Origin of the sequence: Couchioplanes caeruleus (genome assembly GCF_023499255.1) — a bacterium.
In the GTDB taxonomy this organism is placed as follows: domain Bacteria; phylum Actinomycetota; class Actinomycetes; order Mycobacteriales; family Micromonosporaceae; genus Actinoplanes; species Actinoplanes caeruleus_A.
The window spans coordinates 3,781,979-3,799,896 of sequence record NZ_CP092183.1 but is presented as its reverse complement, the minus strand read 5'-3'; the positions used below and the strand labels follow the sequence as shown (position 1 = coordinate 3,799,896).

The window sequence follows — 17,918 nt, the reverse complement described above, 5'->3', positions numbered from 1 at the left end:
GACCGCCGTCCATAGCGTCGCGTCATGGCAGCACAACGGAAAGTCCCGCCGCTGGTGGCCGAGCTGGCCGCCGAGTTCGCCGGGACGATGGTTCTCATCCTCTTCGGCGTGGGTGTCGTCGCGCAGGTGGTAGGCGGCGGCATCGGCGACCACGACTCCATCGCCTGGGCGTGGGGGCTGGGTGTCACACTCGGCGTCTACGTCGCCGGCCGCATCAGCGGCGCGCACCTCAACCCCGCGGTCACCGTCGCGCTCGCCGCCTTCAAGGGCTTCGAGTGGCGCAAGGTGATCCCGTACTCGATCGCGCAGACCCTCGGCGCGTTCGTCGCGGCCCTGCTGGTGCGGTGGAACTACACCGAGGTCCTGCACAAGGCCGACCCGAACCTGACGGTCAAGACGCAGGGCGTGTTCTCCACGCTGCCCGGCAACGGGTCCTTGCCGGTCGGCGAGTGGGGCGCGTTCCGCGACCAGATCATCGGCACGGCCATCCTGCTGTTCCTCATCCTGGCGATCACGGACGCGGCCGGCACCCCGCCGGCGGCGAACATGGCGCCGTTCATCATCGGCCTGATCGTGGTCGCGATCGGCATGGCGTGGGGCACCAACGCCGGATACGCCATCAACCCGGCCCGCGACCTCGGTCCCCGCCTGGCCAGCTTCTTCACCGGGTACGGCGGGGCGTGGCGCGACCAGACCGGGTACCTGTATTTCTGGATACCGATCGTGGCACCGATCCTCGGTGGTCTCCTCGGCGCCGGGCTCTACCAGGTGCTGGTGGGACGCTTCCTGCCCATCCAGGAGCCGCAGGAGCCGGGCCGCATCCCCCAGCAGGACACCCCCGAAACCGTGGAGGCACGTCGTGGCTGACTTCGTCGGCGCAGTGGACCAGGGCACCACCAGCACCCGTTTCATGATCTTCGATCACGGCGGCAACGAGGTGGCGCGCCACCAGCTGGAGCACGAGCAGATCCTGCCGCAGGCCGGCTGGGTGGAGCACAACCCGGTCGAGATCTGGGAGCGGACCGTCTCGGTCGTGCGCACGGCGATGCAGAAGGCGAACCTGGGCGCGAGCGACCTGGCGGCGCTGGGCGTCACGAACCAGCGCGAGACCGCGGTGGTGTGGGACCGGCGCAGCGGGCGGCCGTACTACAACGCGATCGTCTGGCAGGACACCCGTACCGACCGGATCGCCTCCGCGCTGGACCGCGACGGCCGCGGCGACGTGATCCGGCGCAAGGCGGGGCTGCCGCCCGCCACGTACTTCTCCGGCGGCAAGATCCAGTGGATCCTGGACAACGTCGACGGGGTGCGCGAGGCAGCCGAGCGCGGCGACGCGATCTTCGGCAACACCGACAGCTGGCTGCTGTGGAACATGACCGGCGGCGTCGACGGCGGCAACCACGTCACCGACGTCACCAACGCCAGCCGCACGATGCTGATGAACCTCGAGACCCTCGACTGGGACGACGAGCTGCTCGGCTTCTTCGGCATTCCGCGGCAGATGCTGCCGGAGATCCGGCCGTCGTCCGACCCGAACACGTACGGCATGGCCCGCTGGCCGGGCACGCTGGGCGGGGAGGTGCCGCTCACCGGCGACCTCGGCGACCAGCAGGCCGCCACGGTCGGTCAGGTCTGCTTCAACGTCGGCGAGGCCAAGAACACGTACGGCACGGGCAACTTCATGCTGCTCAACACCGGTACGGAGCTCGTACGGTCGGAGAACGGCCTGCTCACCACGGTCTGTTACAAGTTCGGCGACGCGGCTCCGGTCTACGCCCTCGAGGGTTCGATCGCGGTGACCGGCTCGGCCGTGCAGTGGCTGCGCGACCAGCTGCACGTCATCACGGCCGCATCCGACAGCGAGACGCTGGCCGCCTCGGTCCCGGACACCGGCGGCGTGTACTTCGTCCCGGCCTTCTCGGGGCTGTTCGCGCCGTACTGGCGTTCCGATGCGCGCGGGGCGATCGTCGGCCTGTCCCGCTTCAACACCGACGCGCACCTGGCCCGGGCCACCCTCGAGTCGATCTGCTACCAGACCCGCGACGTGGTCGAGGCGATGGCGCAGGACTCCGGCGTGACGCTCGACGTGCTCAAGGTGGACGGCGGCATCACCGTCAACAACCTGTGCATGCAGATCCAGGCGGACGTGCTCGGCGTCGCGGTGAGCCGCCCGGTGGTGGCGGAGACGACCGCGCTGGGCGCCGCGTACGCGGCCGGCCTGGCCGTCGGTTTCTGGAAGAACACCGACGAGCTGCGGGACAACTGGAACGAATCCCAGCGCTGGCAACCGGCGTGGACGGACGAGCAACGGGAACACGGGTACGGACGGTGGAAGAAGGCCGTGGAGCGCACTCTCGATTGGGTTGACGTTGACTGACACCGATCTCTCCCCCGCCGGCCGCGACGCGGCGCTCGCCGCGCTGGCCGATCACGAGGTCGACGTGCTGGTCGTGGGCGGCGGCGTGGTGGGCACCGGGTGTGCCCTCGACGCCGTCACCCGCGGCCTGTCCGTCGGCCTGCTCGAGGCGCGCGACTTCGCCTCGGGCACGTCCAGCCGGTCCAGCAAGCTGATCCACGGCGGCCTGCGCTACCTGGAGATGCTGGACTTCGCCCTGGTCCGCGAGGCGCTCAGGGAACGCGGCCTGATCCTGCAACGCCTCGCGCCGCACCTGGCCCGCCCGGTGCCGTTCCTCTACCCGCTGCAACACCGCTTCTGGGAACGGCTGTACGCGGGCACCGGCGTGCAGCTCTACGACCTCATGGCGACCACCCACGGCGGCCTGCCCCGGCACCGCAACCTGACCCGCCGGGGCGCGCTGCGGGCCTGCCCGGCGCTGAAGAAGGACGCGCTGGTCGGGGCGCTGCAGTACTACGACGCCCAGATCGACGACGCCCGGCACACGATGTTCCTGGCCCGGACCGCGGCCGCGTACGGCGCGCACGTCGCCTCCCGCGCGGAGGTGGTCGGCTTCCTGCGCGAGGGCGAACGGGTCACCGGCGTGCGCGTGCACGACCTGGAGCACGACCGGACGTTCGAGGTGCGCGCGCAGCTCGTCGTCAACGCGACCGGGGTGTGGACCGACGACACCCAGGCGCTGGTCGGCGAGCGCGGGCAGTTCCACGTCCGCGCGAGCAAGGGCATCCACCTGGTGGTGCCGCGCGACCGGATCCAGTCGTCGACCGGCCTGATCCTGCGTACGCCGAGCAGCGTGCTGTTCGTCATCCCGTGGGGCCGGCACTGGATCATCGGCACCACGGACACCGACTGGCGGCTGGACAAGTCGCACCCGGCGGCGTCCAGCACGGACATCGACTACCTGCTGGGTCAGGTCAACACGGTCCTCGCGACACCCCTGGACCGCGCCGACGTCCAGGGCGTGTACGCCGGCCTGCGCCCCCTGCTCTCCGGCGAGTCGGAGTCCACCTCGAAGCTGTCCCGCGAGCACACGGTCGCCAGCCCGGTGCCGGGGCTCGTCGTGGTGGCGGGCGGCAAGTACACGACGTACCGGGTGATGGCCAAGGACGCGATCGACGCGGCGGTGCACGGGCTCGGCCGCTCGGTGCCCCGCTCGTGCACGGACCGCGTACCGCTGCTCGGCGCGGAGGGCTACCAGGCACTGTGGAACCGGCGCCGGGTGCTCGCCGAGGAGTCGGGCCTGCACGTCGCCCGCGTCGAGCACCTGCTCGGCCGGTACGGTTCGCTGGTCCACGAGGTGCTCGGCCTGATCCGCGAGGACCCGGAGCTCGGCCGTCCCCTCGAGGGCGCGGACGACCACCTGCGCGCCGAGATCACGTACGCGGCGGCACGCGAGGGCGCCCGCCACCTCGAGGACGCGCTCACCCGCCGTACCCGCATCTCCATCGAGACCTTCGACCGCGGCGTCGGCGCCGCCCCGATGGTCGCCGATCTGATGGGCGACGTGCTCGGCTGGACCAAGGAGCAACGCGAACGCGAGGTGGAGCACTACCGGCTGCGCGTGGAGGCGGAACGCGCCTCCCAGGAACAGCCGGACGACGAGACGGCGGACGCGGCACGCCTGGGCGCCCCGGACGTCGTACCCCTGCAACTGCAGTGACCGGCCCGCCGGCCCGGGGACCCGCTACGGGGAACCCGGGCACGGCGGCGGGGTGCCGCCGCCGGTGAAGGTCCTGAGCGCGGCGAGCCCGTCGTCCACCGTGGCGACCTTCGCCATCGGCAGGCCGGGCACCGCGTTGCGGACCGCTTCCGCGCAGTTGTCCGCGGGCACCAGGAAGATCTGCGCGCCGGCCGCCTTGGCGCCGAGCAGCTTCTGCGGGATGCCCGCGATCCGGCCGACGTTGCCGGCCTCGTCGACGGTGCCCGTGCCCGCGATGATCCGTCCGCCGGTCAGGTCGGCCGGGGTCAGTTTGTCGATGAGCCCGAGGGTGAACATCAGGCCGGCGCTGGGCCCGCCGATGTCCTCGGCGCCGAACGTCACCCGGAAGGGGCGGCCGACCTCGCGCCGGGCGACCGCTTCGGCGTTGCGCTGCGAGGTGCTGAAGGACTCCGCGTTCTTCTGCTCGACCTGCTGGTCGCTGAGGCCGGGCGGGTAGACCGCGGTGCGCGGCACGAGCGCGCGGTCGTCGTCGGCCCACGCGCCGAGCGCCTCGGGGAGCGTGATCCCGGTGCGTACCTGGATGGTGGTGAGCCGCAGCTGCCCGGCCGACGCCGAGGTGTCCGCGCCGGTCACCGCGATCACGTCCTGGCCCAGGGTGTCGACCGTCGGCCCGGGTTCCAGCACGACGTACGGGACCGGGTACGCCGCGACGCCGCCGGCCAGCAGCGCCGTGGCCAGGACGCCGGTCAGGAGCACGATGGCCCGTCTTCTCGTCACGGCGTGGATCCTCTCAGGCCGGCGAACACGACCGCCAACGTACGCGCCTGCAGCTCCGGGTCCCAGCCGCCGTGCAGCGCCCCGTGGCACAGTCCGGTGAGCAGGGCGAGCACCTCGGGCAGCGCGACGCCGGCGCGCACGGTCCCGGCCGCCTGGGCCTCGGCGAGCAGTCGCCCGACCGGGGCCCGCAGACCCTGCATGGCCGCGCCGAGGTCGACGCCGGTGAGCGTGATGACGGTCCGCTGCCCCGCCGCACGCGCGAGGATCCCGGCGAAGAAGGTGAAGAGCCCGTCCGGGCCGCCGAGCGTGCCGGCCTGCTCGACCAGCGCGGCGAGCATCCGCTTCATGATGGCGGTGAGCAGGTCGTCCTTGGTCGGGAAGTGCCGGAACACCGTCCCGACGGCGACGCCGGCCCGGCGGGCGACCTCCTCGGTGGAGGCGGCGGCGCCCTCGGCGGCGAAGACCTCCTCCGCGGCGTCCAGGATGCGCGCGCGGTTGCGCTGCGCGTCCGCCCGCATGACAGCCTCCTCCCGCCGTGGTACAAGTTGAGTCATCACTCATCTTAGTCGAGGGACGTCCCATGACCCCGCGCGACCTGTACGAGCACATGCGCCGCCGCTGGCTGTCCAACGACGCGACGTTCGACCCGGACATGCTCACCGAGGACGTCGTCATCGAGGCGCCGTTCGCGCTGCCGGGCCGCCCGTCCCGCACGGCCGGGCGCGACGAGGTCCTCGCGTACGTGCGAGCGGGCCACGCCTCGGTGCCGTTCCGCTTCGACGACTGCCGCACGCTCGCCGTCCACGAGACCACCGACCCGCAGACGATCGTGGTGGAGTACGAGCTGCACGCGACGATGACGGCGACGGGCGAGAAGGGCAGCGCGCCGTTCATCGCCGTCCTCACGACCCGCGACGGGCGGATCGCGCGCTGGCGCGAGTACCAGAACCCGATCGCCGTCGGACAGGCCACAGGGGCGCTGCCCGGTTAGGCGGCGCCCCTGTGGGTGCGAAGGTCACTACTGGTTGAGCGAGCAGGGAGCGAAGCGCTCCAGGCCCTCCGGCTTCACGGCGTTGCGGCCGATCGCCGTCTCGATGCGGTTGAGCGTGGCGGTGCGCTTGTCCTCCAGCGGCCCCAGGATGGCGTTCCGGATGAAGTTGGGACCGCCCTGGCCGATGGTCGAGGCGAGCCGGTTGTCGGCCTCGATGATCTGGGTGTTCAGCAGCTCGAGGTTGCGGGCGACCTCGTCGCGGGCCTGCACCGGGATCGACGGCAGACCGCTGACCTGCGGGCAGTTGACGGTCGGCGCCGTGCCGTTGCCCGCATTGCCGTTGCCCGCGTTGCCGCCGGCATTGCCGCCCGCGTTGCCGCCACCCGGCGCGGCCGTCGGCTCGGGCGCGGCGGCGCCGCCGCCGTTCTGATTGAGCGAGCAGGTGGCCAGGGCGTCGACGTCGAGGTTCGGCTTGGCGGCGCTGCGGCCGATCGCCGTGGCCATCCGGTTGATCGCCGCGACGCGCTTGTCCTTCAGCGGCCCGAGGATGGCGTTCTGGATGAAGTTCTTGCCACCCTCGCCCTGGCTGGTGACCAGGCGCCGGTTCGCCTCGGCGATCTGCGTGCCGAGCAGCGCGAGGTTCCGGTCGATCTCGGCCCGGGCCTGCGCGGGCACCGTGCCGAGCGCGCCGGCGACGGCCGGGCAGGAGACGGTCGGGGCGGCACCGCCGCCGGCCTGCGAACCCTCGGGCGCGGCCTGTACCGCGGTGGGCTCGGGCGCCGCCACACCGCCGCCGTTCTGGTTGAGCGAGCAGGTGGCCAGCGCGTTCACGTTGAGGTCGGGCTTGGCGGCGCTGCGGCCGATCGCCGTGGCCATCCGGTTGATCGCCGCGACCCGCTTGTCCTTCAGCGGCCCGAGGATGGCGTTCTGGATGAAGTTGGGCCCACCCTCGCCCTTGCTCGTCACGAGGCGCTTGTTCGCCTCGGCGATCTGCGTGTTGAGCAGCGCGAGGTTCCGCTCGATCTCGGCCTGGGCCCGGGCGGGCACGGCGCCCAGTTCTCCCGCGACGGCGGGACAGTTGACCGTGGGCGCGGAGTTCTCATCCGCCGAGGCCACGCCGAGGCCGACACCCGTCAGTGCCACGGCGACCGCGGCGACGCCGGCGATCTGCCAGCGACGGGCGGAACTACGGGAGAGATGCATGTTCGCCTGGACCTTCCTTGTCGTAGGACCTCGGCGAGCAATACGGGAACGCTCCCAGGAAGGATCAATCCGCGGTGAGGGTCTTTCCGTGGAGTTTGCGGAAGGCGCCGGCCACCAGCGCGCGCAGGACGTCGGGGTCCACGCCGGCCAGGCGGCGCACGTACAGGCAGGACCGGCCGGTGCGGTGCGGGCCGAGGCGGGCCAGCAGGTCCTCGTCGAAGCCCGCCGTCGCGTAGATCGTCAGCGCGGTCCTGCGCGGCGACAGGGCGACCGGCGGCCAGTCGCCCTCCTGGCCCGAGGCGTACCGGTAGTGGTAAGCGCCGAAGCCGATGATCGAGTCACCCCACATCACCGGCGCGAGCCCGGTCGCCTCGGCCATGAGCGCACACACGGTCTGCGCGTCGGCGCGGCGCCGCGGATCCGGTACGGCGGCCAGGAAGTCGCCCACGCTCGCGCCGGTCGGCACGGTCCCGGGGGGCGTCCCGCGGGCCACGGCCACCGCTCACCCCGCCATCTCGAGCCGGACGCCGTCGGCGAGGCGGTACGGGTTGGTCGCCACGAGCGCGCCGATCGAACGGCGCAGCCGCGACACCTCCGCCCGTACGGTCACGACGTGCTCGTCGTCGCCGTACAGCGCGCGGCTGAGCCGGACCGCGGTGAGGCCCGCCGGCCCGGCCGCGTGCAGCAGCGACAGGATCTCGGCGTGGCGGCGCGTCAGCGGCGACCGCCAGGGTGGCCCCTCGCCGCGCACTGACAGCACCGGCGCGCCGCCGGCCTCCAGGGTCGCGCGGATGGCGCGGGAGCGGCCGGCCGGGCGCACCAGCCAGCCCTCGGCGAGGCGTTCCGGCACGCACAACCCCATTCCGGGTACGGCCACCGCGGCCCCGGCGCGCGGCGCGGCGATCCGGTCGCGGGCCGCGACGCCGGCGTTGTGCGCCACCCAGCCGTGGTCGTCGACGACGAGCAGCGGTCCCGTGGCCGTGCCGACGACGGGCTCGGCGGAGCGGCGCAACCGCTCGAGCCGGGCCGTGTGGTGGTGCCACAGCTGCGACTCGGCCAGGCGTACGCCGGTCTCCACCAGCGCCGCGATCGCCGGGTGCAGGGTGAGCGCCGGGCCGCTGACGTCGACGATGCCGAGCAGCTCCCCGGTTCGCGGGTCGTGGATCGGATGTGCCGCGCAGTACCAGGGGTGCTGGGCCTGTTCGAAGTGCTCGGCCGAGAACAGCTGCACGGGCGCCGCCTCGACCAGGGCCGTCCCGATGGCGTTCGTGCCCACGGTGGACTCGGTCCAGGTCGCGCCCTCGCGGAAGCCCAGCCCGTCGGCACGCCGCAGCGCCGGCGGGGCACCGTCGCGCCACAGGATCACGCCGTCGGCGTCGGTGACCACCATGAGCGCGACGTCGCGGATGACGTGCCCGAGCTCGTCGATGACGGTGTCCAGCGGCGATGCGCGCCGGCGGCGTTGCACCTCGTCGGGGCCGAGAGCCGCGCGGGCGTTGGAGCCGCCGGGGTCGAGGCCGGCGCGCAGCACCCGGGTCCAGGAGCGGGCCACGACGGCGCGGGGGCGCAGCCGGGTCCGGCCGCCGCCCAGCACCGCACTGTGGACGCGCCGCAGGTCCCGGGCGTGCCGTGTGAGGTCGGTGCCCGGCCGGATGGCGTTGAAGTCGCCCATGACCAGGCGACTGTAACCCGCTGAGTGTGATCGCCGCCACAGTGCAGGCGCGCGCCGTTCCGCCGTGCAACTCGCTGCAACACTTGTGCGCGCACCGTGCCGGGCCGTGTGCTGGGAGGCATGACGCAGACACGACAGCGGGTGGAGGCGTGGCTCGGGGCGTTCGAGTCGGCGCTGCGCGATCGGGACGTCGAGCGGGCCGCCGGCCTCTTCGACGTCGACAGCTTCTGGCGCGACCTGGTCGCGTTCTCCTGGAACATCACCACCGTCGAGGGCCGCGACGGCGTGACCGACCTGCTCAAGGCGCGACTGGACGACGTGGACCCGGCCGGGTTCGCGCTCACCGAGGAACCCGCCGAGGCCGACGGCGTGACCGAGGCGTGGATCCGGTTCGAGACCGGCGTCGGGCGCGGCATCGGGCATCTGCGCCTGCGCGGCGACCGCGCCTGGACCTTGCTGACCACGCTGCGCGAGCTCAAGGGCTTCGAGGAGCACCGGCCGCAGGGCGTCGAGCACCAGCTCAGCAAGGGACGCCGGACGTGGAAGGAGCTCCGCGAGGCCGAGGAACGGGAGCTGGGGTACGAGCGGCAGCCGTACGTCGTGGTCATCGGCGGCGGACAGGCCGGGATCGCCCTCGGCGCGCGGATGCGGCAGCTGGGCGTACCCGCGCTGGTGCTGGACCGCCACGACCGCCCGGGCGACCAGTGGCGCAAGCGTTACAAGAGTCTCTGCCTGCACGACCCCGTCTGGTACGACCACCTGCCCTACCTGCCGTTCCCGACGAACTGGCCGGTGTTCGCGCCGAAGGACAAGATCGGCGACTGGCTGGAGATGTACACCCGGGTGATGGAGGTGCCGTACTGGTCGAGGACGGAGGTGCGGTCCGCCACGTTCGACGCCGGGGAGCACCGGTGGAGCGTGACCGTCGAGCGCGACGGCGAACCGGTGGAGCTGCGGCCCACGCATCTCGTGTTCGCCACCGGCATGTCCGGCAAGCCCCACTACCCGAGCCTGCCCGGGCAGGACGTCTTCCGCGGCGAGCAGCACCACTCGTCGCAGCACCCGGGCCCGGAGGCGTACGAGGGCAAGCGCGTCGTCGTGGTGGGCTCCAACAACTCCGCGTTCGACATCTGCGGCGCGCTGTGGGAGCACGACGCCGACGTGACGATGGTGCAGCGCTCGTCGACGCACATCGTCAAGTCCGCCTCGCTGATGGAGATCGGCCTCGGCGGCCTGTACTCGGAACGGGCGGTCGCGAACGGGATCACCACGGACCGCGCCGACATGATCTTCGCGTCGCTGCCGTACCGGATCATGCACGAGTTCCAGATCCCGCTGTACCAGCGGATGGCCGAGCGCGACGCGGACTTCTACGCCCGCCTCGAGAAGGCCGGCTTCCGGCACGACTGGGGTGACGACGGCTCCGGGCTGTTCATGAAGTACCTGCGGCGCGGTTCCGGCTACTACATCGACGTGGGCGCGGCCGACCTGGTCGCCGACGGCCGGATCAAGCTGGCCCACGGCCAGGTCGACCACCTCACCGAGGACGCGGTGGTGCTCGCCGACGGCACCACGCTCCCCGCGGACCTGGTCGTCTACGCCACCGGGTACGGCTCGATGAACGGCTGGGTGGCCGACGTCGTCGACCGGGAGACCGCCGACCGGGTCGGCAAGGTGTGGGGGCTCGGCTCGGACACCACCAAGGACCCCGGGCCGTGGGAGGGCGAGCAGCGCAACATGTGGAAACCGACCCGGCAGGAGAACCTCTGGTTCCACGGCGGCAACCTGCACCAGTCGCGGCACTACTCCCTCTACCTCGCGCTGCAGCTCAAGGCCCGCTACGAGGGCATCCCGACGCCGGTCTACCACCTGCAGGAGGTGCACCACGCAGGCTGACCCCACGGGGGCGGGGAGGGCCCGGCGGGCCGGGTGGTTGCCGTCACCCGGCCCGTCCACGGCCTCAGTCGCGGGGCGGGTCCGCCAGCGGCCAGCCCCCGGCCGCCAGGTGCGCGGAGACGCGGACCACGTCCTCCGGCGACGCCTCCTGCAGCACCGAGGAGCTGATCATCGCCTCGATGTCGGCCGAGGTGATGGGGTCCGCCCCGGCGAGCGCGGACCGGTCCGCGAGGTCGAAGGCGATCTTGCGGACCTCCTCCTCGGTGAGCTTGCGGCGCAGCAGCCCGAGCAGCGCCACGTAGTCCTGGCGCGGCACGCCGGACGGGTAGCCGGCGCGCAGCCACTCGACCGCCCGGCTCAGAAAACTCGAACGCGGTTCCGGCATGACGGCCTCACTTGTCCACGATCGACGGGTACCCGTGCGCGAAGCTGAGCGCCTTGCCGAAGCCGCTTGCCACGATGAAGGTGATCCCGAGCAGCACACCGGTCAGCACGACCGCGAAGAGCACCCAGCCCAGCACGGTTCCGGCCGGATGCGGGCGGGACTCGTGCACCTCGGCGTCGCCGCCCGCGCCGTACGCCAGCGAGCGGATGCCGAGGGCGAACAGCAGCGGCAGCCCCGCGCCCAGCAGCAGGCCCGCGGCCAGGACCTTCCACGCGCCCTCGAGGGCGAACCCCAGGTTGTGCATCGCCGTCCCCCTCAGCTCGCCGCGCCGGCGGGTACGCGCCCGGCCGGCCGGGCGTCCTCCCACTCGTCGTTGACGTTGTCGTGGTTCACCGGCGCCCGCCGCGAGCGCAGGTACATGCCGGCCGCGGCCGCCACCAGGATCACGAAGACCGTGAGCGCGCCGGGCAGCCCGCCGCCGAGCAGGTGGGCGACCCACCACATCAGCGCGCCCACGACCGCCGCGGCCGGCAGCGTGATGAGCCATGCCGCGACCATGCGCCCGGCCACCCGCCACCGCACCTGCGCGCCGGGCCTGCCGACGCCGGAGCCGAGGATCGCGCCGGTCGCCACGTGCGTCGTGGACAGCGCGAAGCCCAGATGGCTCGAGGCGAGGATCACGGCGGCCGACGCGGACTCGGCCGCCAGCCCCTGCGGCGGCGCGATCTCCACCAGGCCCTTGCCGAGGGTACGGATGATCCGCCAGCCGCCCAGGTACGTCCCCAGCGCGATCGCCAGCGCACAGGCCGCCTTCACCCAGAACGGGACGCTCGTGGTGTCGGTCCAGTCCCCCGCCGCGATCAGCGCGAGCGTGATGACGCCCATGGTCTTCTGCGCGTCGTTGGTGCCGTGCGCGAGCGACACCAGCGAGGCGCTGCCGATCTGCCCCCACCGGAACCCGTTGTCGGTGAACCGCCGCGCGACGCCCACGGTGACCCGGTAGATCAGCCACGTCCCGGCGGCGGCCACCACCCCGGCGATCACCGGCGACATGACCGCGGGCAGGATCACCTTCCCGACGACGCCGTTCAGCTTGCTGCCGTCGCCGTTCCAGTTCACCCCGGCCCAGCCGAGCCCGGCGAGGGTGGCCCCGATCAGCCCGCCGAACAGCGCGTGCGAGGAGCTCGACGGCAGCCCGAGCAGCCAGGTCAGCAGGTTCCAGACGATCCCGCCGACCAGCCCGGCCAGCACGATCAGCAGCAGCGCGCCGCCACCGCCGGCGAGCAGCTCCGGCTTCGGCGTACCGCTGGAATCCTGGATCCGGACCACCGCGTTGGTGACGGTCAGCGCGACCTCGACGGACAGGAACGCCCCGGCGAGGTTGAGGACACCGGACAGCAGCACGGCCGCCTTCGGCCGCAGCGCCCGCGTCGCGATGGAGGTGGCCATCGCGTTCGCCGTGTCATGGAATCCGTTCGTGAAGTCGAACCCGAGCGCGGTCACGACCACGAGCGCGAGGATCACGGAAGTCTCTGTCACCTGCACATGATTTCCCCGCGGTCGAGCGGGTTGAAGACCCGGGCGACGTCTGTCTGAGAGTTCCGTGGGCGGTGGCCGCGGCGTGGCGCGAAGTTCGCCGGACCGTCACGCCCGCTCGTGTTCATCGATCTCCCGGATCGCCGCGACGAGGATGGCCAGGCCTTCGCGGGCCTCCTCCTGCGTCAGCGTCAGCGGCGGCCCCATGCGGATGACGTTGCCGTACAGGCCGCCCTTGCCGACCAGCAGGCCGCCCTTGCGGCACTCGTCGAAGACGCGCAGGGTGGCCACCGGGTCCGGCTCGGTGGTGCCCGGGCGGGTGAGCTCGAAGGCGATCATCAGGCCCCGGCCCCGGACCTCGGCGACGATCGGGCTGTCCGCCGCCGCGGCGCGCAGGCCGTCGAGCAGGATGGTGCCGACCCGCTTGGCGTTGGCCTGCAGGTCGTGGCTCAGGACGTAGTCGAGGACGGCGTTGCCCGCGGCCGTCGCGACCGGGTTGCCGCCGAACGTGGAGAAGCTGGTCCCCGGGACCGCGTTCAGCAGGTCGGCGCGCCCCACCACGCCGGCGAGGGCGAAGCCGTTGCCGATGCCCTTGGCGAACGTGATGAGGTCCGGCACCACGTCGTGCGCCTGATAGCCCCAGAAGTGGTCGCCGGTACGCCCCCAGCCGGTCTGCACCTCGTCGGCGATGAGCAGGATGCCGTGGTTGTCGAGCTCCTTCTTGAGCGCGCCGAGCAGCCCGTCCGGCCCGTGCACGAAGCCGCCGACGCCCTGGATCGGCTCGGCGATCAGCGCCGCCACGTCGCCGGCCGTGGTGGTGGCGAGGACCTCGCGCAGGTCCTCGACGGCCGCGTCGACGTGCTCGGCGTCGCAGAGCCCGGCCATCCGGCCGCGGAGCCGGTCGCCGGAGGGCAGCCAGCTGACCGTCAAGGGGCTCAGGCCGCTCGCCGACCAGCTGCGGTGCCCGGTGACCGCCATCGCGCCGAAGGTACGGCCGTGGTAGCTGTTGCGGATCGCGAGGATCTGGTTGGACCGGCGGTGGTTGGTGGCGCACAGCAGGGCCGCCTCGTTGGCCTCGGTGCCGGAGTTGGCGAAGAACACCCGGGCGTCCGGGATGCCGGAGAGCCGGGCGATCTTCTCGGCGAGCTCGACCTGCTGCCGGATGAGGTACAGCGTGGAGCTGTGCACGATGCCGGTGGCGAGCTGCCGCTCGACCGCCTCGCGGACCTCGGGGATGTCGTGGCCGAGCATGGTCGTCAGCACGCCGCCGAAGAAGTCGAGGTAGGTCCGCCCGGAGCCGTCGGTGACCCGGCGCCCGGAGCCGGAGACCAGCTCGATCGCGTCGTCGCCGTAGTAGGTGGTGACCCAGGAGGGCAGCACCGCGCGGTGGCGGGCCAGCAGGTCGTCGGTCATGGCAGCCTCCTCGTACGAGGCCATGAGTCTCCTACGCGGGCGGCTGCGGCTGTCAAGCGCGGCGGCCCGTCACATCGAGACGAGGCGGACGGCCAGGGCGACCGCGGTCAGGTCGCCCTCGCGCAGCCGGGCCGCGGCGTCCGGCTCGCCCAGGTCGGTGAGGCGGTTCGCGGCCGTGTCGATCAGGCGGTCGTTGCCGCTGAGGAGCTTGCGGGCGAGGTTGGCCTGGATGGGGCTGAGTTCGGCGTACGCGCACTTGTCGAGGGCGGCGACCGTCTCCTCGTCGAGGGTGCCGGCCAGGGCCCGTTCGGTGACGACGCGCAGCAGCCAGGACGGCCACCAGCTGTAGCGGCCGATCAGGTGCCCGGAGCGGACCGCCTCGCGGGGCGACTGGCCGCCGTCGAGCAGGCGTACGGCCATGGGGATGTCGAAGCGTTCGAGGCGCAGCGCCGTGAGGAACAGCCGTTGCAGCTTGGCCCGGCCCACGAGCCGCTCCGCCGCTTCCGCCGCCTCGGCGTAGCGGCCGCGCAGGGCGTCGAGCACGATGGCGGCCTCGTCGGTGGCGATGGCGCTGCCGGTGGAGCGGTCCGCGATGCGCTCGAGGGTACGGGCGAGCCGGTCGGTGGCCTCGGCGGCCGACTCGGCGCGTTCCTGGCTGCCGGGCCGCTCCAGGTGGCGGATGACGGCGTCCGCCGCGTTCTTGACCTCGCGGCGCAGCAGCGGGGCCCCGATGTGCGGCCCGATCAGATCCGCGAGCCCCTCACACAGGTACGCCCGGTCGTAACTGTCGGACGCTTCCAGGAACTGCGCCCACCACGACGCCAGGTGCACCTCCATCCCCTCAGCGTGGCGGACCGGCGCAGCGGATGGGACCGAAACGCCCAAGAACGGCCGGGCCCCCACGGAAGGGGAGCCCGGCCGCCGCGTACAAGATGCCTCAGGAGCCGGACGGGGTGAGCACCACCGTGTCCGAGCCGCTCTGCGGCGGGGTGCCGGTGTCGGTGTACTCCGCCACGAACACCGCGGTGAGGTTGTCCGCGCCGGCGTGGCCGCCGTCGACGAACGTGGTGATGGAGCCGCTGCAGCCGGACGCCGTGGACAGCGGGTGCCCGTGCTGGTCGTGGCCCAGGATGTAGGTGACCGTCACCCGGGAGCAGTCGACCGGCTGGTCGTCGACGACCGTCACCTGGAAGTTCACCGTGTCGCCGAACTCGAACGGCTGGTCCTCGGTCGGGGTCACGAAGCTGACCTGCGGCGCGAGCGTGCCGACCGGCAGGATCACCTCCGCGGACGCCCAGCGCCCGGTGGGGTCGGTGACCTTGAGCGTCGGCCGGTAGTTGCCGTTCTCGGTGAACGTGTAGACCGCGTTGGGCTGCCGGGAGTCGACCACGCCGTCCGCGTTGAAGTCCCACGCGTACCGCAGCGAGTCGCCGTCCGGGTCGGTGGTGCCGGTGCTGGTGAAGGTGACCGTCAGCGGCGCCTCCCCGCGTGCCGGGCTCGCCTGGATGCGCGGGATCGGGGTGCGGTTGCCGCGGACGTAGTCGATGCGGGCGAGCTGCGCCTCCGGGTTCTCGGAGAAGTAGCCGTCGCCGTACTCGAGCACGTAGAGCGAGCCGTCCGGGCCGAACTCCATGTCCATCGGGTTGTCGAACACGATCGAGGGCAGCACCGACTCGATCGCGGTGACCTGGTTGTCCTGGGCGAGCGTGAAGCCCTTGACGTAGTCGCGGGTCCACTCGTAGAACAGCGGCTTGCCGTCGTAGTGCTCGGGCCACTTCGTCGCCGACGGGTTCGCCGCGTCGTAGTGGTACGCCGGCCCGCCCATCGGGCCGATGCCGCCGGTGCCCAGCTCGGGGAACTCGGCGCTGGGGCCGTACGTGTAGATGACCTCGGCCTTCTCCACCGGCGGCAGCTCGCGCTTGCCGGTGTTGTGCGGTGATTCGTTGACCGGTGCCGCGCAGTTGAACGGCTCCCCCGAGGTCTGCGTGGCGAAGTCGTAGTCCACGTAGGGCATGTCCGGGGACACGCAGTACGGCCACCCGTAGTTGGCGGGCTTGTCGATGGCCATCCAGCGCCCGTGCCCGGCCGGTCCGCGCTCGGGGTCGGGCGAGTTCGCGTCCGGCGAGTAGTCGCCCAGGTAGACGACACCGCTCTGCTTGTCGACGGCGAAGCGGAACGGGTTGCGCACGCCCATCGCGTAGATCTCCGGCCGGGTGTACGCCGTACCCGGCTTGAAGAGGTTGCCCTTCGGGATGCGGTAGCTGCCGTTGCCGGTGACCTTGATCCGCAGGATCTTGCCCCGCAGGTCGTTGGTGTTGGCAGCGCTGCGCTGCGCGTCGAAGGCCGGGTTGCGGTTGGCGCGCTCGTCGATCGGCGCGTATCCGTCCGAGGCGAACGGGTTGGTGTCGTCGCCGGTGGACAGGTACAGGTTGCCGGCACCGTCGAAGTCGATCTTGCCGCCGACGTGGCAGCAGATGCCGCGGTCGGTGGGCACCTCGAGGATGCGCTGCTCGGTGCTCAGCGCGAGGGTGTTGCCGTTGAGCTTGAACCGGGACAGCCGCATCACGCCCTTGAACGGCGCGAAGTCGGCGGCGGTGCCCTCCTCGGGAGCGTCGCCCTCGTTCACCGTCGGGGTGGACGGGTCGTCGCTGGGCGTGTTCAGCACCGGCGAGTAGTAGATGTACACCCACTTGTTCGCGGCGAAGTCCGGGTCGATCGCGACGCCCTGCACGCCCTCCTCGTCGTGCTGGTACACCGGGATCGTGGCGGCCAGGATGTTGCGGCCGCTCTTCGGGTCGTTGATGCGTACCTGGCCCTTGCGCGCCGTGTGCAGCACGCGCTTGTCCGGCAGGACCGCGAGCGCGATGGGCTCGCCCGGGAAGTCGTCGAGGGTCACCTTCTGGAAGTCGGAGTCCGGCGGCGGCGCGGCCGCGGGCGCGGCCGAGACCGCACCCGAGGGCGCCATCAGCGCCGTGGCCACCATCGCGAGGACGGGTACGGCGGTGAGCACACGCTTCATCAGTTCTCCCCTCAGAACCGAAGATTGTCGAGGTAGTCGAAGCCGACCTCGGCCGTGATCAGCGCGTCCGCGGGACTGCGCGGCGGGCTGCCGGCGTCGTCACGCTCCACGATGTACTCCACGAGGCCGGCCTCGCGGGAGTGCTCGAAGATCCGCGCGAAGTCGATCAGGCCGTCGCCCGGGTCGGCGAAGCTCCCGGAGGTGGCCAGGTCCTTGACGTGCACCTGGCGGATGCGGCCGCGGTTCTCGTGGATCAGGTCGACCGGGTCGTGCGCGCCCCGGAACGCCCAGAACAGGTCCACCTCGAGGTGCACGAGACCGGGGTCGGTCTCGCGGGTCAGGACGTCGTACCCGGTGCGGGTGCCGCCGTCCTGGCGCAGGAACTCGTTGTGGTGGTTGTGGTACCCGAAGCTCAGCCCGTGCTTGCGGGCCAGCGCGCCGGCCTTGTTGAGGTCGCGGGCGAAGGCCTTGTAGACCGAGCTGTCGCGGATCGGCTTGCCGTCCGCGCCGGTGCCGAAGTACGGGTGCACGATGTACTTGTTGCCGACGATGGCGGCGTCCTCGAGGGCCGCCTCCCAGGTCGCCGCGTTGAACGGCTGCGGGATGCCGACGTGGCCGGAGGTGGCGCGCAGGCCGGCCCGGTCCAGGGCGGCCCGGAACTCCGCGGCCGTACGCCCCACGAAGCCGGCGTGCTCGACGCGGGTGTACCCGATCTCGCGCAGCTCGGCGAGGCTGGCGTCGAGGTCGATGGCGAGCTGGTCGCGCAGCGTGTACAGCTGCACGCTGATCTTGTCGCGCGGGACCCGCGACGGGCGGCCGCCCCGGCCGGTGGCCCCGGCGGGTGCGGCGCCGATCGCCGAGGTGCCGATCGCGGCCGCGCCGACGGCGGCGGCGCCGAGCAGGTGTCGGCGGCTGACGGTGAACTCGTTCTGCATCGCTTGCACTGCCTC

General features: G+C 72.3%; 17 protein-coding genes. 5 read left to right on the top strand and 12 right to left on the bottom strand.

What is annotated here, in order from left to right; all coding sequences use genetic code 11:
* Positions 1–24: 24 nt before the first annotated feature.
* The 3 genes from COUCH_RS17560 to COUCH_RS17550 are packed head-to-tail and all read left to right on the top strand — an operon-like array spanning position 25 to position 4,076.
* Positions 25–867, top strand: coding sequence for an MIP/aquaporin family protein (locus COUCH_RS17560; RefSeq protein ID WP_249613168.1), 843 nt, complete (start codon positions 25–27; stop codon positions 865–867).
* A complete protein-coding gene (gene glpK / locus COUCH_RS17555; RefSeq protein ID WP_249613167.1) occupies positions 860–2,377 on the top strand; it encodes a glycerol kinase GlpK in 1,518 nt (505 codons plus the stop codon). The genes COUCH_RS17560 and glpK overlap by 8 nt, the downstream gene beginning before the upstream one ends.
* Complete coding sequence (locus tag COUCH_RS17550; protein ID WP_249613166.1) at positions 2,370–4,076, top strand: glycerol-3-phosphate dehydrogenase/oxidase; 1,707 nt, start codon at positions 2,370–2,372, stop codon at positions 4,074–4,076. The genes glpK and COUCH_RS17550 overlap by 8 nt, the downstream gene beginning before the upstream one ends.
* A gap of 24 nt (positions 4,077–4,100) precedes the next feature.
* On the opposite strand, the gene COUCH_RS17545 is transcribed toward COUCH_RS17550, so the two are convergent.
* Both COUCH_RS17545 and COUCH_RS17540 read right to left on the bottom strand, forming a co-directional pair.
* The gene (locus tag COUCH_RS17545) at positions 4,101–4,835 is read right to left on the bottom strand and encodes a YlbL family protein (protein WP_249613734.1); all 735 of its coding nucleotides are present in this window, start codon (positions 4,833–4,835) and stop codon (positions 4,101–4,103) included.
* Positions 4,836–4,849: 14 nt separating this feature from the next.
* Positions 4,850–5,371, bottom strand: a complete 522-nt coding sequence (locus COUCH_RS17540; protein WP_249613165.1) for a TetR/AcrR family transcriptional regulator — start codon at positions 5,369–5,371, stop codon at positions 4,850–4,852.
* Positions 5,372–5,433: 62 nt separating this feature from the next.
* Between COUCH_RS17540 and COUCH_RS17535 the strand changes: the two genes are divergently transcribed.
* Entirely contained in the window at positions 5,434–5,844 is a 411-nt protein-coding gene (locus COUCH_RS17535) for a nuclear transport factor 2 family protein (protein ID WP_249613164.1), read from the top strand.
* 27 nt (positions 5,845–5,871) lie between these two features.
* Here COUCH_RS17535 and COUCH_RS17530 read toward each other — a convergent pair whose 3' ends face one another.
* The 3 genes from COUCH_RS17530 to COUCH_RS17520 all read right to left on the bottom strand — a co-directional run bounded on the left by COUCH_RS17530 (position 5,872) and on the right by COUCH_RS17520 (position 8,719).
* Positions 5,872–7,047: a hypothetical protein gene (locus COUCH_RS17530; protein ID WP_249613163.1), complete on the bottom strand. Its 1,176-nt coding sequence runs from the start codon at positions 7,045–7,047 to the stop codon at positions 5,872–5,874.
* Positions 7,048–7,111: 64 nt separating this feature from the next.
* The gene (locus COUCH_RS17525) at positions 7,112–7,546 is read right to left on the bottom strand and encodes a DUF1801 domain-containing protein (RefSeq protein WP_249613162.1); all 435 of its coding nucleotides are present in this window, start codon (positions 7,544–7,546) and stop codon (positions 7,112–7,114) included.
* A 3-nt stretch (positions 7,547–7,549) separates the two neighbouring features.
* Positions 7,550–8,719 (bottom strand): GAF domain-containing protein, encoded by a 1,170-nt coding sequence (locus tag COUCH_RS17520; RefSeq protein WP_249613161.1) that lies wholly within the window; start codon positions 8,717–8,719, stop codon positions 7,550–7,552.
* A gap of 120 nt (positions 8,720–8,839) precedes the next feature.
* On the opposite strand from COUCH_RS17520, the gene COUCH_RS17515 reads away from it, so the two are divergent.
* Positions 8,840–10,615, top strand: a complete 1,776-nt coding sequence (locus COUCH_RS17515) for a flavin-containing monooxygenase (protein WP_249613160.1) — start codon at positions 8,840–8,842, stop codon at positions 10,613–10,615.
* Positions 10,616–10,679: 64 nt separating this feature from the next.
* Here the strand turns inward: COUCH_RS17515 and COUCH_RS17510 are convergent, their stop codons facing one another.
* The 7 genes from COUCH_RS17510 to COUCH_RS17480 all read right to left on the bottom strand — a co-directional run bounded on the left by COUCH_RS17510 (position 10,680) and on the right by COUCH_RS17480 (position 17,903).
* Positions 10,680–11,000: a DUF3349 domain-containing protein gene (locus COUCH_RS17510; protein WP_249613159.1), complete on the bottom strand. Its 321-nt coding sequence runs from the start codon at positions 10,998–11,000 to the stop codon at positions 10,680–10,682.
* Between the two features lie 7 nt (positions 11,001–11,007).
* Positions 11,008–11,304 carry a hypothetical protein gene (locus COUCH_RS17505; protein WP_249613158.1) on the bottom strand — a complete coding sequence of 99 codons (297 nt, stop codon included), beginning with the start codon at positions 11,302–11,304 and terminating at the stop codon, positions 11,008–11,010.
* Positions 11,305–11,315: 11 nt separating this feature from the next.
* Positions 11,316–12,539 (bottom strand): inorganic phosphate transporter, encoded by a 1,224-nt coding sequence (locus COUCH_RS17500; protein ID WP_249613157.1) that lies wholly within the window; start codon positions 12,537–12,539, stop codon positions 11,316–11,318.
* Positions 12,540–12,644: 105 nt separating this feature from the next.
* Positions 12,645–13,949 carry an aspartate aminotransferase family protein gene (locus COUCH_RS17495; protein WP_249613156.1) on the bottom strand — a complete coding sequence of 435 codons (1,305 nt, stop codon included), beginning with the start codon at positions 13,947–13,949 and terminating at the stop codon, positions 12,645–12,647.
* Positions 13,950–14,018: 69 nt separating this feature from the next.
* Positions 14,019–14,786: a hypothetical protein gene (locus COUCH_RS17490; RefSeq protein WP_249613155.1), complete on the bottom strand. Its 768-nt coding sequence runs from the start codon at positions 14,784–14,786 to the stop codon at positions 14,019–14,021.
* Between the two features lie 100 nt (positions 14,787–14,886).
* On the bottom strand, positions 14,887–16,968 hold the full coding sequence (locus COUCH_RS17485) for a PQQ-dependent sugar dehydrogenase (protein ID WP_249613154.1): 2,082 nt from the start codon (positions 16,966–16,968) through the stop codon (positions 14,887–14,889).
* Between the two features lie 11 nt (positions 16,969–16,979).
* Positions 16,980–17,903, bottom strand: coding sequence for a sugar phosphate isomerase/epimerase family protein (locus COUCH_RS17480; RefSeq protein WP_249613153.1), 924 nt, complete (start codon positions 17,901–17,903; stop codon positions 16,980–16,982).
* Between the last annotated feature and the right edge of the window lie 15 nt (positions 17,904–17,918).

What these genes read in the sequence shown, in the direction of transcription:
- COUCH_RS17560 (WP_249613168.1), top strand. Translation starts at nt 25, where the DNA reads ATGGCAGCACAACGGAAAGTCCCGCCGCTGGTGGCCGAGCTGGCCGCC.
- COUCH_RS17540 (WP_249613165.1), bottom strand. Translation starts at nt 5,371, where the DNA reads ATGCGGGCGGACGCGCAGCGCAACCGCGCGCGCATCCTGGACGCCGCG.
- COUCH_RS17535 (WP_249613164.1), top strand. Translation starts at nt 5,434, where the DNA reads ATGACCCCGCGCGACCTGTACGAGCACATGCGCCGCCGCTGGCTGTCC.
- COUCH_RS17530 (WP_249613163.1), bottom strand. Translation starts at nt 7,047, where the DNA reads ATGCATCTCTCCCGTAGTTCCGCCCGTCGCTGGCAGATCGCCGGCGTC.
- COUCH_RS17520 (WP_249613161.1), bottom strand. Translation starts at nt 8,719, where the DNA reads ATGGGCGACTTCAACGCCATCCGGCCGGGCACCGACCTCACACGGCAC.
- COUCH_RS17515 (WP_249613160.1), top strand. Translation starts at nt 8,840, where the DNA reads ATGACGCAGACACGACAGCGGGTGGAGGCGTGGCTCGGGGCGTTCGAG.
- COUCH_RS17510 (WP_249613159.1), bottom strand. Translation starts at nt 11,000, where the DNA reads ATGCCGGAACCGCGTTCGAGTTTTCTGAGCCGGGCGGTCGAGTGGCTG.
- COUCH_RS17505 (WP_249613158.1), bottom strand. Translation starts at nt 11,304, where the DNA reads ATGCACAACCTGGGGTTCGCCCTCGAGGGCGCGTGGAAGGTCCTGGCC.
- COUCH_RS17495 (WP_249613156.1), bottom strand. Translation starts at nt 13,949, where the DNA reads ATGACCGACGACCTGCTGGCCCGCCACCGCGCGGTGCTGCCCTCCTGG.
- COUCH_RS17490 (WP_249613155.1), bottom strand. Translation starts at nt 14,786, where the DNA reads ATGGAGGTGCACCTGGCGTCGTGGTGGGCGCAGTTCCTGGAAGCGTCC.
- COUCH_RS17485 (WP_249613154.1), bottom strand. Translation starts at nt 16,968, where the DNA reads ATGAAGCGTGTGCTCACCGCCGTACCCGTCCTCGCGATGGTGGCCACG.
- COUCH_RS17480 (WP_249613153.1), bottom strand. Translation starts at nt 17,903, where the DNA reads ATGCAGAACGAGTTCACCGTCAGCCGCCGACACCTGCTCGGCGCCGCC.